Here is a 14,172-nt window from a genome sequence, read left to right on the forward strand (position 1 = left end):
GGCACCGAGAGCAGGAGTGAGCATGCGGTACGTGAAGCTCGGTTCGACGGGTCTGGACGTCTCCCGGATCTGCCTTGGCTGCATGAGTTTCGGCCTGCCCGACCGGGGCGTCCACGCCTGGACCCTCGACGAGGAGGCCTCGCGCCCCCTGATCCGCCAGGCCCTGGAGTCCGGGATCACCTTCTTCGACACGGCCAACGTGTACTCGGACGGCACCAGTGAGGAGATCGTGGGGCGGGCGCTCGGCGCGTTCGCGCGCCGCGACGAGATCGTCATCGCCAGCAAGGTCAACGGCGCGATGCACGAGGGCCCCAACGGCCGTGGCCTGTCCCGCAAGGCGATCATGACGGAGATCGACAACAGTCTGCGCCGCCTCGGCACCGACTACATCGACCTCTACCAGATCCACCGCTTCGACCACCGCACCCCCGTCGAGGAGACGATGGAGGCGCTGCACGACGTGGTCAAGGCGGGCAAGGCCCGTTACATCGGCGCGAGTTCGATGTACGCGTGGGAGTTCTCCAAGGCCCAGTACACGGCCACGCTGCACGGCTGGACCCGCTTCGTCTCCATGCAGAACCACTACAACCTCCTCTACCGCGAGGAGGAGCGCGAGATGCTGCCGCTCTGCGCGGACCAGGGTGTCGGCGTCCTGCCGTGGAGCCCGCTCGCCCGAGGCCGGCTCACCCGTGACTGGGACACGGTCACCGAACGCAGCCGAGATGACGCGTTCGGCCGGAACCTGTACCAGGACGGCGACCGCGAGACCGCCCGGGCGGTCTCGCGCATCGCCGCCGAGCGCGGGGTGCCGCGCGCCAGGGTCGCGCTCGCCTGGCTGCTGGGGCGCGACACCGTGACCGCGCCCATCGTCGGCGCCACCAAGGCGGCGCACATCGAGGACGCGGTCGCCTCGCTCGACGTGGAGCTCTCGGACAAGGAGACCGAGGAGCTGGAACAGCCCTACACGCCCAGGGCGATCAGCGGTCACTGACATGGGTGAGCCGGTTGTCGCCGGGCGTGCGTCGCACCCGACGGCGCCCGCGACGGCCGACTCGGGCCGGACCAGGAATTACGTGCGGAATGACGCTCGGATGAGCGCGTGAGAGCGCTCCCATTGCGGAGACTTCGGGCGGAAGGGAGACCCGCGGGGTTTCCGAATTTCTTTTGGCGTGGCCCGGCTGACATTTGGTCAATATTCTCCGCCGGGCCGTATTAGGAGAAAATCCGGGATCACTTGTTCCGGCTCGCCGCCCTGTGCAAAGGTGGGCGTTGTCGGCGTGCAGACAATAGTGGCTTCGTTCTGCACGCGTGCGGCGCGCCCGCTCCCTCTCGCCCGAAAGGGCTGCCGGAGGTGGGCGTTCGTGACGCCGGCCCTCGTGGGCAGACCCTCCGGTTCCGACGGGCGGTCTACATACCCATTGGTATGGACTATTTGCCGCGCTGCCTTTGGAAGGAAAGCGGACGTGAATGACGGAACGCTGCCTCATTCGTCTGACCCCGACCGTGTGTTCGAGGTGTCGGATGAACGGCTCGCGGCCGAGCTGAAGAGGCAGGGCGGCGCAACCGCGAACTATCCGGTCGGGGAACTCCTGGACCGCCACTGGGAGGCCGTGTTCTCTTACGCGCGGCTGTGCACCGGCGGTGTACGTCCCGCCGGAATGCTCACCACCGCGTCATTCACGCGTCTGTTCGGGGATTCGCTGCACCAGGGCGGACCGAGCGCCGCCTGGCGCCCCCAGCTGCTCGTCACCGTCCGCCGCATAGCCGCCGAGTGGCTGACGGACCCGCGGCGCGAACTGCTCGATCCCGGGCTCCTGGCCGAAGCGGACCGCGCGGACCGGGCGGCGGCACGGCTGCTTCCCCCGGAGAACAGGCGCCTGATCTCGCGGGCGTTCCAGCGCCTGCCCGAGCCGGCCCGCTGCCTGCTGTGGCACGGAGAGGTGGAAGGCGAACAACCGGAGGTGCCCGCGGCCCTGTTGGGCATCTTCCCCGAGGACGCGGTCACCGAACTGGAGCGGGCCAGGGAGCGCCTGCGTCAGGGCTGTCTGGAGATCCACCACGAACTCGCCCCCAGCCAGGAGTGTCGCCGCTACCACCGCATGCTCGACGTGTCCTTCCGGCGCGGCGGTCTCGGCCTCGACCCCGACCTGCGGAACCACATGGACGCGTGCGGCCACTGCCGTTACGCGGCCGACCAGTTGAGCCAGTTCAACGGCGAACTCGCCGTCCCGCTCGCCGAGGCGGTGCTCGGCTGGGGCGCGCACGCCTATGTGGCCTCCCGTCAGGCGCGGGCCGCGGCAGCCGCCCACCCGGCCCACGAGCCGCACGGCGACGGGGCCGACGGAGACGCGGGCCGCACCGGGGGAGCGCCGGGTACCGACGGAGGTCCGGCCTTCGGGAGCGCCGACATCGTCGAGTTCCTGCCCGGCGCCGACGGCGCAGGCTCCCCGGGCTTTCCGCCGCCCACCGGGTCGGACGTCCGCCGGTCCACCGGCAACCCGACCCTGGGCCCTGAAGCGGCCGGACTCGGGACGGCCGGTCCGTCCGAACCGGGTGCCCCCGTGCCCGTCGGGGACGACCGGTCCCTCCGCCGCCGGGACGATCCGTCCTTCGGCCGTCCGGACGACCGGTCCTCCAGGCGTCGGGACGACCGGCCCTCCCGCCGTCGGGGCGCGTCCCGGTCCGGTGCCGGGTCCCGCTCCTCCGGTTCCGCGGGAGGCGGCGGGACTCGCGCCACCGGCGCGGCCGGAGGCGCCGAGACCGGGATCTCCGGCTCCGTGGCAGGCACCGAACCCGGCAGCTCCCGCTCCGCGGCGGGCGCCGGGACCCGTGCCTCCCGCAGAGCCGCCGAGCGCAGGGGGGCCAGGCGTTCGCCGGGGCGCCGCAATGTCACCGTCGCCGTGCTGACCCTCAGCGCGCTGATCATGATCCCGCTGGTCCTGTGGGTGTCCGACAACGATGCCGACGGCCGGCAGGACGCGGCCGACGGCGGCCGCTCCGCCGACGCGCCGAGCCGCAGCACGGACCCGTCGTGGGCCCGGACCGGAGAGACGAAGGACGGCACCGTGCGCGGCCGGCTGCGCAATGCCGCGACCGGCCGGTGCGTGGGCTTCGCCGGGACGACACCGGCGAGCGGTGCCGAGGCCCGGCTCGTCCCGTGCTCCTCGGAGTCGGCGACGGAATGGTCGTACGGGACGGACGGACTGCTGCGCGACGCGGACCACTCCGGTCTCTGTCTGGACTCGCACCTGAGCTATTCCGTCCAACTCGCCCCCTGTACCGGCTCGTCGCAGCCGGGGGCGAAGAACGTCCGCTACGACCTCACCCTCCAGGGCCTGCTCGTGCCGCGCTGGAACCCGGATCTGGCCCTCGTCCCGGCGGCGGCCAAGGGGGAGTCGGCGCTCGTCGTCAAACTCCGCGGGAACGAGCCGGTCCAGCACTGGACGTTCGAACCCTCGTCGCCCTCGCTCCAACTGGAAGTCGTCTACTGGGACTCCACGGACGGTGACGCGAAGGGCTCCGGCGCGGGGCGGCCGTCCGCTTCCGCGACACCATCCGCCGGCACCCGGACGCCCACCGCCACGACCGCGACTCCCGGCCAGGCCACGCCGTCCGCGCAGCCGTCCGACACCTCCTGCGCCTCGGTGTCCGCCTTCTGCCCGGGAGACGGGCTCAACGGCTCGCCCCGGGACGGCGGTTACGGCTCCGTCGGCTCCGGCGGGTACGGATCGCTCGGCGGAGGGGGCCACGGAAGCCGCCGGTGACGCGACGGGCTCCACGATCCCCCGAACGCGACGGGCTCTGGCGGTCCCCGCCTCAAGGGCGTTCGTCAGGATGCCGCGGCGCTGGAGGAAGCGGGGGTCGAGTCCGTCGAACCAGCCGTTCCCAGGAACTCGTCCCAGCCGCCGACCGGTGACTGCCCCGGTTCGAGCGTGCGCAACTTCCGCAGGACCGCGGGATCCTGGGCCTCCAGCCAGGTGACGAGCTGGCGGAAGGAGACCATGCGGACGTCGTCGTGCGCCGCCATCCGGGAGAGCGCCTCCTCGACGGCGTCCATGTAGATGCCGCCGTTCCAGCGCTCGAAGTGGTTGCCGATGAAGAGCGGGGCCCTGTTGCTCTCGTAGGCGCGCCGGAAGCCGCCGAGGTAGCTGTCGCGGGCCTGGACGCGCCAGGCGTCGTACCGGGTGCGGTCCCCGAGCGGATTGGCGCCTGACTGATTGGCCATCAGGTTGTAGTCCATCGACAGGACTTGGAAGGAGTGGCCGGGAAACGGGATGGACTGGAGCGGGAAGTCCCAGATCTTGGCGCCCCGTACCTTGGCGGGCCACATCTGGAGTCCGCCGGGCGAACTGGCGTCGTACTTCCAGCCCAGCGCGGCGGCGGTCGGCAGCAGATTCGCCTGACCCTCCAGACAGGGAGTGCGACCGCCGGTCAGCTCCTTCTCGTAGTCGAACGGGAGCGGTTCCAGGTCGGTGAAGCCGGTGTTGGTCCGCCACTCGGTGACGAACTTCTTCGCCTGCGCTATCTCGCTGCGCCACTCGGCGGGCGACCAGAGGCGGACCCCGTCCGTGCCGCAGAAGTGACCGTTGAAGTGGGTGCCGATCTCGTGCCCCTCCAGCCAGGCCGCGCGTATCTGCTGGAGGGTCGCGTGGATGTGCCGGTCGGAGAGATAACCGATGGCGGAGGCGCCGACGGGGTGCCGCGGCGGGTGGTACAGGTGCTTCTTCGACTCCGGCAGGGTGTAGATGCCGCTCAGGAAGAACGTCATCGACGCCCCGTGGTCGGCGGCGACCTTGCGGAACCGGGAGAACAGCTTGTTGCTCAGTTCGCCCGCGCCGTCCCAGGAGAAGACGACGAACTGAGGGGGCCGTTCGCCGGGCTTCAGCCGCTTCGCCTTCGGCTGCCTGGGCTGGGCCCCGGTGTCCGCCGTGGACCCGTCGCCGATCAGCTTGACCGGCCGGAGCCGCGCCGGGCCGTCGCCCCCGCTCCCCACGGACCAGTCCCTCGCCGAGCAGGCCGCCAGGGCTCCCAGCGCGCCCGCCGACGCCGTCGCGGCCAGTAGTCGCCTGCGTGAGACACCGCTCATCGCTCATCCCCCGATGTTCTTGGCACCGGCCCGGGTGCGGGGCCGGTGCCTTCGTCAGAACGACCCACCCCTCGCGGGGTGCGTCAAACGGTGGGATGCGTGAAATTCCGGAAAGGGTCGCAGGAAGCGGGACACGTTGCCGTTCTGTGACAAATCCCGCTGCGCGAGGGGTGGTTGGTGGGCAGAGGGGCGCGGCAGAGGGGCGCCCCCTGCCCGGCGCCGCGAGGCCCGGCGTACGGCCGGGCGTACGGCCGTACGGTCAGGGGGCGCTCCCGGGGCGGACGACCGTCAGGGAGACCGACGACGCGTTGCCGGACACGGGCACCTTGCCCTGGGTCCACGACACGGTGAGCGGGTCCCGCTCGTCCGGCGGTGTGACGATCAGCGAGGCGGGAGTCGCCGTGTTCGCCCCGCTGATCTCCGGGTTGGAGAAGGTCAGTCCGGACCACGCGCTGTGCCCGGGCGCGAGCACGACGGTCGTGGGTGTGCCCGGGGACCGCCGCGGGTCGGGCCCGAGCTGCTTGCCGGACGCGTCGACGAAGGCAGCGCCGGGGAATCCGCGCACGGTGCAGGCACGCTTGGACGTGTTCGTCAGGACGATCGGGAAGTTCTCCTGACCCGCTCCGGGGTCGTTGCGGCCGACGGAGGCGCGCAGTTCCGAGGTGTGGCAGCGCCCGCCGCCCGCGGCGCTCCCCGCGGAGGCCGAGGCGGATCCGCTCCCCGTCCCCGCGCCTGTCCCGGTTCCCGTCTTCTCCGACGGGGCGGCGCTCGTGGACGGATCGGCCGTCTCGCTGGAACCCCCCGTCGAATTCGTGCTCGCGCTCGCGCTCGTGCCGCCGGACGCCGGTCCGGCCGTGCCGGGAAGAGTCTTCGGCGAGCCCTGCGGGGTGCCGTTGCCGCAGGCGGTCAGCAGGCTCAGCAGGGCGACACCCGCGAGCAGCGCGGCCCGCCGGGCCGCGGGTGTCGCGCGGTGCGCGGACCCCGTGCCGGTCCGGTCCGTGTCCGCCGCCGGTTGCGGGAAGGTCGACATGTCACCACTCCTTGCGAATCTCCGTACGAGCTCATCGCACATGCGCGAGGCGCGTCGCGCCCCGTCATTCCTCTTGGATGCGTCCGAGGGCCGAAAAGTTCGCGGGATCGCCGACGGGTTCCGGCGGGACCGCGCGTCCAGGATCAGGCCTTGAGGCGTACGGAGCCGATGACACCGTCGGCCGTGTCGTCGGCGCCGCTCTCCTGGCGGATCTGGACGTACACCTGGGACCGAGTGCCGGTCCCCGTCGCGGTCAGCGCGGCCTCGGTGAGGCGGCCGTCCTCGCCGGGACAGCCGTCCCAGGTCCGTATCAGCCCGTGCCAGCGCGCGCCGGCATAGGAGTGGCTTCCGGCGTAGTGGCAGCCCGGGTGCGTGATGGCGCGGACCGCGCCGGTCACGTCGCCGTGTTCGCTGATGCCGACGAAGGCCCCGTCGACACCGGCGCGGAGGTCCGGCCAGCGAGCCAGTCGGTTCGCGACGACGAGGCCGGGCTCCGTGCCGTCCTTGAGTCCCAGCGATCGCGGATTCCATCCCGAGTCGCGTACCTGACCGCCCCAGGCGGCCGGTACCTCCACCGTGATCCGGCCCGTGCCGTCCTCGACCGCGAGGGTCCTCGCGGCGGCGGGCCCGTGCTCCAGCAGTACGGCGCCGACGCCGACGGAGCAGGCCACGGCGACGCCGGTCACCGCGAGGATCGTGGCGCGCCGGGGTCGCAGGGGTCGCCCGGGGGGCCGGGGCCGCCCGTTCCGCCGGGACGTGGGGACACCTTCGTCCTCGGCCGCCCCGGCCAGCCGTTCGAGCTCCGCGGCGAAGGCTTCCGCGCTCGGCCAGCGCCGCTCCCGGTCGGGTTCCAGGGCGCGCAGCAGCGCCCGTCCGACGTCGGGGCCGATGTCCGTACGGAGCCGGTCGGGGCGTTCGACCTCGCCCGGCGGGCCCGGGACCGAACCGGTGACGAGGTGGTGGCCGAGCGCGCCCAGGCTGTACACGTCGGCCCGCGCGTCGATGCCGGATCCGGGCCTGGCCTGCTCGGGCGGGGTGTAGCCGGCCGAGCCCGCCGCGATTGTGAGTCCGGAGGCCTGGGCCAGACTCTTGGCGAGGCCGAGGTCGGCCAGCAGCACCCGGTCGGGTCCGCCGGGTGTGGTGCGCAGGAGCACGTTGGACGGCTTGATGTCGCGGTGCACGATCCCGGCCGCGTGCAGCGCCGCGGCGGCCCGCGCCGCCCGTGCCGTCAGGCGCAGCGCCTCGGCGACGGGCAGCGGCCCGGCGTCGATCCGGTCGGCGAGGGTGCCCCCGTCGGCGTACTCCATGACGAAGTAGGGTCTGCCGTCCGGCAGTTCACCGATGTCGTAGACCTGGACGACCCTGTTGGAGTCGGCCTTGCGCAGCAGTCGGGCCTCGGAGAGGAAGCGTTCCCTGATGTCCAGGCGGTCGACCCAGTTCTCGGTGAGCACCTTGACCGCGACGGCCGCGTCGAGAACGTCGTCGTGGGCGAGCCAGACCACGCCGAAACCGCCCGCGCCCAGGCGCCGTTCGAGGCGGTAACGGCCGATCCGCTCCAGCGAGTGCATGCGACTATCATGCCTGGCCTCTGGTCGGCATCGAGGGGAGTGCCAGGTGGGCGACGCGGCGGAGACCGAGGAACTCGCGCGGCGGGCCGCGGCCGGCGACCGGCCGGCACTCGACGTCCTGCTCCGGCAGGTCCGGCCCGAGGTCGTCCGCCGGTGCGCGCGCTTCCTCCCCTGCCGTGAGGACGCCGAGGAGGCGGCCCAGGACGTGCTGCTCCAAGTCGCGCGCAGCATAACGGCGTTCGAGGGGCGCAGCCGGTTCAGTACCTGGCTGTACACGGTGGTCGCCAACTGTGCCCGCCAGAAGTACCGCGAGTTGAAGCGGCGGGCCGCCGAGCGGCCGGAGGCCATCGACGCCGCGTGGTACGTCGATCCGCGGACGACGAGTGTCATCGCGGGTTCCCGGGTCGACCTGCTGGAGGCCTTGGAGCGACTGGAGCGCGAACACCCGCATCTGGTGGCGCCGTTGGTCTACCGGGACATCTGCCAGCTCGAGTACGCGGAGGCCGCCGAGCGCGTCGGCGTTCCGCTCGGCACGCTCAAGTCCCGTCTGCACGAGGCACGCAAGAGGGTCAGGCCGTGGCTGTCGGACGCCTCCTGACCCTTTCCCGCCGGATCCGGAGAACCCGGCGGGAACGGGTCAGACGCGCCCATGGCCCGGTCAGCGCCGGGTGTAGATGAAGCCGATCTTGTCGACCTCGTCCCCCGCGCGGCCGTGGAAGCCGGCGATCTGCCGGCCGCTCGGCGCGGTGCGGGTCACGCAGTCCGATGTCGTCGTGCCTCCGGCCAGGCTCCGGCCGAGATTCGTGGTGAACTTCGCGTAGAAGATGCGGGTATGACCGTCCTTCACTCCCTCGCAGAGCTGCGCGGAGGTGACGTACTCGCCGCTGCCGAGCGTCAGTGAGGCGGCGGTGCCGCCGGTGCCGCCGTGCGTCAGCGTGGTGCCGTCGCTCAGGGTCAGCCCCAGCCGGTCGACCCGTGAGCCGCTGCCGATGGACACCACGGACGCGCGGGCGCCGGCCGGTACCCGGACGATGTCGTTGAAGTGGTCGCCGTGCGGCCCGCCGAACTGGTCGCTGAGCTGGAAGGCGCTGTCGCGGGACCAGGTGAACGACGCGGTGATCGGGTCGTGGTCGGAGAGCATGAGGCCGTCGGAGGTCAGGAAGCGTGTGTGTTCGTTGTGGTAGCTCGTCGCGTTGAGTGCGACCGACTTGCTGCCGCGGTAGAGGATCTTGTCGACGACCTCGCAGGTGTCGGGCACGGTGGTGCCGCTCTGGTCGCAGACGAGGGCGTCGCTTCCCTTGGCCGGCGCGGTGCCGCCGCGGACGAGCTGGACCCAGGCGTCCGCCAGTCCGTTGGCGGCGGCGAACTCCGCGATGGTGTCGCCGGACCGGGTGTAGCGGGTGTTCGTGTCGCCCATGACGACGACGGCGTTGCCCGCGGAACGGCTGTTGATGAACGCGGTGAGTTGAGCGAGGTTGTCGGCTCGCGAGGCGAGGTCGCCAGCAGTGGTGCCCGCGTTCGTGTGCACGTTGTAGAAGTCGACGTAGACGCCGTCGGCGAGGCGTTCGCGCGTGAAGGTGAAGCCCTTGGGCGTGAGGCAGTCGCCGGAGTCGAGCTGGCAGGAGTTCCAGCCGACCCGCTCGAAGTCGTCGGTGTCGTACGCGATCTTCGAAAGGGTGTTGAGTCCGCTGCCGATGCCCGCGCCACCACTGGTGGGGGTGCGGTAGGCGTGCGCCGTGTCCGCCGCGTACAGGGCCGCGTGGTAGTTGAAGTCCTCCTCGACGTGGACGATGTCGTAGGGGGCGATGAGTCCTCCGATCGCCGTGGTCGCGCTCTGGCGGGGTGTCGGCGCGCTGGAGATGCCTTCCGGCAACCCGGCGACGTTGTAACTGAGCACGTTGAAGGTGCCGGAGTCGGCTGCCGTGGCGGGGGACGCGGCCGCGGTGAGTCCGCCGAGCGCGGCGGCTGCCGCGGCCGCACCGGCGAGAAGTCTGCGGAGAGGGGACATCGGGGGTGTCTCCAGGGGACGAGGGGACGTCAAGAACCGACCGAGAAGGTGGCGTCGGCCTTGTCTGTGGTGGTGGAGATCGGATCGATGCGCAGCACGAAGTTCGCGTGCCTGAGGTAACGGTCCGGGTAGTTGGAGGAGCGGAAGGATGACCACGACGTGTCGGCCAGGCCCGTCGTACGGTGGAAGGTGGCGTCCTGCGCGAACGTCGTGGTCCCGTCGTCGGCGTCGAGTGCCATCTGGTAATTGCTGTGCCGCAGGTAGCGCGTCGGATGGTTGACCGACCGGAACGAGACGCCGGCCGTGTCGGCGAGTCCGGGCACCAGCGTCCACTGCGCGTCCGCGTACGGATCGAACGGGTACGCGTCGATCCGGCCGACGTAGTTGGAGTGCCGGACGTAACGCGCCGGATAGTTGTAGGACTTGAGCCGGTTCCAGGCGGGGGCGCCCCACGTGGCGAGGAGGTTGCCGTACTCCGTCGTGGTGATCGGCTGGATGCTCGCGTGCTTGGAGTTCAGCGGCTGGGTGTAAAGCCGCTGGTCGACCGCCGTCCAGGTGCCGCTCGCGAGATCGGCCGACTGCCAGGCGTAGAACACCCCGTTGGGCGTGTAGGTGTCGCCCCAGAGGTAATAGGTACCCGTCGACTGGGACTTGACGAGGATCGGTGCCTCGGTGCCGCCGTGGGAGACCGGTGTGCTGAACACCGTGAAGCTGCCCGGGTTCAGAGACGTCGACCGGGCGCCCACCAGCGTCTGGTCCTTCTTGAAATACAGGTAGTTCACGCCGCCGACGCCCACGGCCAGGTCCCCGTCGATCACGTCGTAGCCGGGGTCGAAGAAGACCTGCGCGGCCGACGCGGTCACGAAGTCGGTCGTGTAGTTGACCATGATGACGTTGTGGCCGGTGGAGTCGACCGCGGAGTAGATGATCCCGTACTGGCCCCGCCCCGCGTCCCAGTAGGCCTCGGGTGCCCAGCTGTGGGTGGCCATGTCGTGCAGTTTCAGGCGCCGGTAGCCGCTGAAGGACCGCAGATCTGCGGAGTCCCAGACGTGGACGTACTGGCTCTGCAGACTCCAGTCCGTGCCCTTGAGGTCGGTGGCGAGCACCACGAAGGTGCCGTCCTGTCTGCGCAGGATGAACGGATCGCGCAGGCCGCCGGTGCCGCCGGTCGGTGTCACGACCGGGTTGTTCTGGTTCAGCGGTGTCCACTGGAGCGCGTCGGCGCTGACGGCCAGATGCAGGCCGTAGTCCGCTCCGTCGCCGTTCGGGGACTCGGTGAAGTAGCCCATCACATAGGCGGTCGCGGCCGCGGCGCGGGCGTCCGGGGCGCCGAGGGCGAAGGCGGCGGTGAGGCCGGCCATCGCGCCCAGCGCGACCCGCCGGGAGGGCTGAGCGTGCCTGTCGTTCATGCCGGTCTCCTCGGTGGAGGGGCGGCGGTGGAGGTGTCCCTCCCCTCGGCCGACACCCCGTTCGACATACCGAATGCCGTGCGACATGCTGTGCAGGGCAATACGGTAGGGGCCCGCCAGTGATGTGAACAGAGCTTGTAGAGACGGAAGTTGAGCGTGTTCACGCCTCTTCGCGGTCCCGGGGCAGGGGGTTGTGGTCCGGCTGCTGCCGGAGGTGTTGTCGGAGCCGCTGTCTAGGCTGGTCCGCGTGAAGGAACAGAGCAGCAGACCTCTCGCCGTGTTCGATCTGGACGGCACGCTCGCGGACACCGCACACCGGCAGCGGTTCCTGGAGCGCGCGCCGCGGGACTGGGACGCGTTCTTCGCGGCGGCGCCTCATGATCCGCCGCTCGCGGAGGGCGTCGCGCTCGCGCTGAGCAGCGCGCGGGACTGCGAGGTGGTCTATCTGACCGGCCGCCCCGAGCGATGCCGGCGGGCGACGGTGGAATGGCTGGCCGAGCACGGCCTGCCCGAGGGGCGCATCTGGATGCGGCGCAACGACGACCGCAGGCCCGCCCGCCGCACCAAGCTGGAGATCCTTCGCCGGCTGGCCCGCGACCGGGAGATCCGCGTCCTCGTCGACGACGACGAATTCGTGTGCGAGGAGGCGGAGCGGGCCGGCTTCACGGTCGTACGGGCACGGTGGGCGGCCGCGTCGGCGGCACTGAAGGACGCGCAGGAGCGGGAGGGGCGGACCTGAGGGGATTTCCCGGCGGGCGGGGCCCGGGGGGATGCCCGGGCGTGGGGGAGATCCGAGAGCTCCCCCGCGGGCGGACCTGAGGGGGATTCCCGGGGGCCGGGGCGGACCCGTGGGGCGCGGGTCGGGTCAGTCGGCGTCCTCCAGCCGGAATCCGAGCTTCAGGCCGACCTGGTAGTGCTCGATCCGCCCGTTCTCGATCTGCCCCCTGACCTGGGTGACCTCGAACCAGTCGAGGTTGCGCAGGGTCTGCGAGGCCCGGGTGACCCCATTGCGGATGGCCTGGTCGACGCCTTCGTGAGAGGTCCCGACGATCTCGGTGACCCGGTAGGTGTGCTCGGACATGCGGCTGCTCCTCTCCGCCGTGGCGTGAGTGCCTGGCGTGATTCCACGGTGCCCCACCGGGTGGCGCTCCGCGAGACGGCGGGGGTGTGGAGGGTGACGCGGGGCGCTGGAGCCGGGTGACGCCGGTGCCGGGGCGAGCGTACGCACGGGCGTGGGGTGGGTGCCGGCTTGAGCGCACGCACGGCGTGGGGCCGCTGCCGACGTGAGGGCCGGTGACGGCGTGGCCACTGGCACCGACAGGAGCCTCACGCCGGGCCGAGCCGGGACGGGGCCGCTGCCGGTCCTGGCCGCCGGTCGGTGTGTTTGAGTGATGCGTGGCAAAGGCCCACCTCATCGCTCATGCCGCACTCCTCGGAAGGAACCGGACATCGTGCACGTACTGATCCTCGGTGGTACGACCGAGGCTCGTCGGCTGGCCGAGAACCTGGCGGCGGGGAGGCGGGAGGACCTCAGGGTGACGAGCTCGCTTGCCGGACGGGTGAGCGCACCACGACTGCCGCCCGGCGAGGTGCGGATGGGCGGTTTCGGCGGTGCGGAGGGCCTGGCGCGATGGCTCGGCGAGCAGGCGGTGGACGCCGTGGTGGACGCCACGCACCCCTTCGCAGAAACGATCAGTTCGAACGCGGCATCGGCCGCGGCCACCACAGGCGTTCCCCTGCTCGCCCTGAGGCGCCCCGGCTGGGTCCCGGGACCGGGCGACGTCTGGCACGAGACCGGTTCCCTGGAGGAGGCCGCCGGACTCCTGCCCTCACTGGGCCGCAGGGTGTTCCTCACGACGGGCCGGCTGGGTCTGTCGGCCTTCGCGGCTCTGGAGGACCTGTGGTTCCTCGTCCGCTCCGTGGACGCGCCGCAGGCCCCGGCCCCGGCCCGCATCGAGGTGCTGCTCGACCGGGGCCCCTTCACGCTCCAGGGAGAACGGGAACTGCTCCGGCGCCACGCCATCGACGTACTGGTGACGAAGGACAGCGGAGGCGAGGCCACCGCCCCGAAACTGACGGCGGCGCGGGAGGCGGGCGTGCCGGTGGTCGTGATCCGCAGACCACCGGTACCCACCGGAATCCCGGTCGCACCCGACCCGGAGGCGGCGGCCGCCTGGCTGGACGACCGGATCCACCGGGGCGCGTCCCCGGACATCGATTGAGTCCGACGTGCCTGCGCCCGGCCGACCCACTCGCCCGGGTGCTCTCATTCCTCGGCAACCTTCCCCGGGCGCGTCCCACGCGCCCGGGGACGCGAAGAGCGCGGCCGCGGATTCCCCTTCCGGCACGGTGCAGGGCTGGAGCCGACCCGGATCAGTAGGTCAGTGCGTCCTCGGCGGTGCCGAAGAAGCTGGTGACCTGGCCGTCGTTGACCGTGACGGGGCCATCGTTGATCGGCACGGTCGTCGGATCCTCGGAAGCGGCGAGTGCCACTTCCATTTTGTCGGCGCTCTTGCCGCCTGCGGTGTCGGCGCGCGAGAACAGGATCCCGGCGTACGCGTTCTGGCCGGGCTTCAGAATCCAGTCCTTGCCGTCAGGGCCCATGTGTTCGGCGGCGCCGTCGAGCCCCGGAATCGTGATCACCAGGTCGTTCGCCGACAGCAGGCAGGGGTCGCTGCCCTTGTTGCTCGCGGTCAGCAAGGCGTGGTTGACGGGCCTGGACGCCACGGTGACGTTGTAGCTCAGGTCGGCCGTCTCGCACATGCCCACGCCTCCGTCCTGGCCGTCGTCGGACCCGGGCTTCGACGGTGACGGGGTGCTGGGGCTGTCGGAGGATTTCCCGCTCCCGCTCCCGCTCCCGCTCCCGCTGCCGCTGTCACTCGGGTCGGCCGACGAGGGCGTGTCAGTGCTCTCGTCCGCACGCGTGGCAGAAGGGCTCGCGTGGGTTCCCGGGGCGGCCGCGTCGTTCTCGGCGTCGCCGTTGCATGCGGTCAGGGTCGCCAGGATGCCGAGCGACAGAGCGGCGAGCGCGGCGGTGGTACGGCGTGAACGAGCTGTGTGAGCCATGAGAA

Annotated in this window: 12 protein-coding genes; 5 read left to right on the forward strand and 7 right to left on the reverse strand. The window is 71.5% G+C overall.

Features of this window, described 5'->3' with window-relative positions; genetic code table 11:
- Window positions 1-22 precede the first annotated feature (22 nt).
- Window positions 23-991, forward strand: coding sequence for an aldo/keto reductase (locus ACIQ7M_RS22760; protein ID WP_403647105.1), 969 nt, complete (start codon window positions 23-25; stop codon window positions 989-991).
- Window positions 992-1,505: 514 nt separating this feature from the next.
- Window positions 1,506-3,764, forward strand: coding sequence for a ricin-type beta-trefoil lectin domain protein (locus ACIQ7M_RS22765; protein WP_403647108.1), 2,259 nt, complete (start codon window positions 1,506-1,508; stop codon window positions 3,762-3,764).
- Window positions 3,765-3,829: 65 nt separating this feature from the next.
- On the opposite strand, the gene ACIQ7M_RS22770 is transcribed toward ACIQ7M_RS22765, so the two are convergent.
- The 3 genes from ACIQ7M_RS22770 to ACIQ7M_RS22780 all read right to left on the reverse strand — a co-directional run bounded on the left by ACIQ7M_RS22770 (window position 3,830) and on the right by ACIQ7M_RS22780 (window position 7,684).
- A complete protein-coding gene (locus tag ACIQ7M_RS22770) occupies window positions 3,830-5,086 on the reverse strand; it encodes a hypothetical protein (protein WP_403647111.1) in 1,257 nt (418 codons plus the stop codon).
- A gap of 259 nt (window positions 5,087-5,345) precedes the next feature.
- The gene (locus ACIQ7M_RS22775; RefSeq protein ID WP_403647114.1) at window positions 5,346-6,116 is read right to left on the reverse strand and encodes a DUF4232 domain-containing protein; all 771 of its coding nucleotides are present in this window, start codon (window positions 6,114-6,116) and stop codon (window positions 5,346-5,348) included.
- A gap of 143 nt (window positions 6,117-6,259) precedes the next feature.
- Window positions 6,260-7,684: a serine/threonine-protein kinase gene (locus ACIQ7M_RS22780; RefSeq protein ID WP_403647117.1), complete on the reverse strand. Its 1,425-nt coding sequence runs from the start codon at window positions 7,682-7,684 to the stop codon at window positions 6,260-6,262.
- Between the two features lie 46 nt (window positions 7,685-7,730).
- Here ACIQ7M_RS22780 and ACIQ7M_RS22785 point away from each other — a divergent pair, with 46 nt between their 5' ends.
- Window positions 7,731-8,282 carry an RNA polymerase sigma factor gene (locus ACIQ7M_RS22785; RefSeq protein ID WP_403647120.1) on the forward strand — a complete coding sequence of 184 codons (552 nt, stop codon included), beginning with the start codon at window positions 7,731-7,733 and terminating at the stop codon, window positions 8,280-8,282.
- Between the two features lie 60 nt (window positions 8,283-8,342).
- Here ACIQ7M_RS22785 and ACIQ7M_RS22790 read toward each other — a convergent pair whose 3' ends face one another.
- Entirely contained in the window at window positions 8,343-9,692 is a 1,350-nt protein-coding gene (locus ACIQ7M_RS22790) for a jacalin-like lectin (RefSeq protein ID WP_403647123.1), read from the reverse strand.
- A 29-nt stretch (window positions 9,693-9,721) separates the two neighbouring features.
- On the reverse strand, window positions 9,722-11,101 hold the full coding sequence (locus ACIQ7M_RS22795; RefSeq protein WP_403647126.1) for a glycoside hydrolase family 43 protein: 1,380 nt from the start codon (window positions 11,099-11,101) through the stop codon (window positions 9,722-9,724).
- Between the two features lie 247 nt (window positions 11,102-11,348).
- Between ACIQ7M_RS22795 and ACIQ7M_RS22800 the strand changes: the two genes are divergently transcribed.
- Window positions 11,349-11,840, forward strand: a complete 492-nt coding sequence (locus ACIQ7M_RS22800) for a hypothetical protein (protein WP_403647129.1) — start codon at window positions 11,349-11,351, stop codon at window positions 11,838-11,840.
- A 126-nt stretch (window positions 11,841-11,966) separates the two neighbouring features.
- On the opposite strand, the gene ACIQ7M_RS22805 is transcribed toward ACIQ7M_RS22800, so the two are convergent.
- The gene (locus ACIQ7M_RS22805; protein ID WP_103547697.1) at window positions 11,967-12,182 is read right to left on the reverse strand and encodes a dodecin; all 216 of its coding nucleotides are present in this window, start codon (window positions 12,180-12,182) and stop codon (window positions 11,967-11,969) included.
- A gap of 370 nt (window positions 12,183-12,552) precedes the next feature.
- Here ACIQ7M_RS22805 and ACIQ7M_RS22810 point away from each other — a divergent pair, with 370 nt between their 5' ends.
- Window positions 12,553-13,323, forward strand: coding sequence for a cobalt-precorrin-6A reductase (locus ACIQ7M_RS22810; protein WP_403647133.1), 771 nt, complete (start codon window positions 12,553-12,555; stop codon window positions 13,321-13,323).
- A 151-nt stretch (window positions 13,324-13,474) separates the two neighbouring features.
- Here ACIQ7M_RS22810 and ACIQ7M_RS22815 read toward each other — a convergent pair whose 3' ends face one another.
- Window positions 13,475-14,167: a DUF4232 domain-containing protein gene (locus ACIQ7M_RS22815; protein WP_403647136.1), complete on the reverse strand. Its 693-nt coding sequence runs from the start codon at window positions 14,165-14,167 to the stop codon at window positions 13,475-13,477.
- Between the last annotated feature and the right edge of the window lie 5 nt (window positions 14,168-14,172).

The sequence above is a fragment of the Streptomyces sp. NPDC096324 genome (assembly GCF_044763015.1).
Lineage (GTDB): Bacteria > Actinomycetota > Actinomycetes > Streptomycetales > Streptomycetaceae > Streptomyces.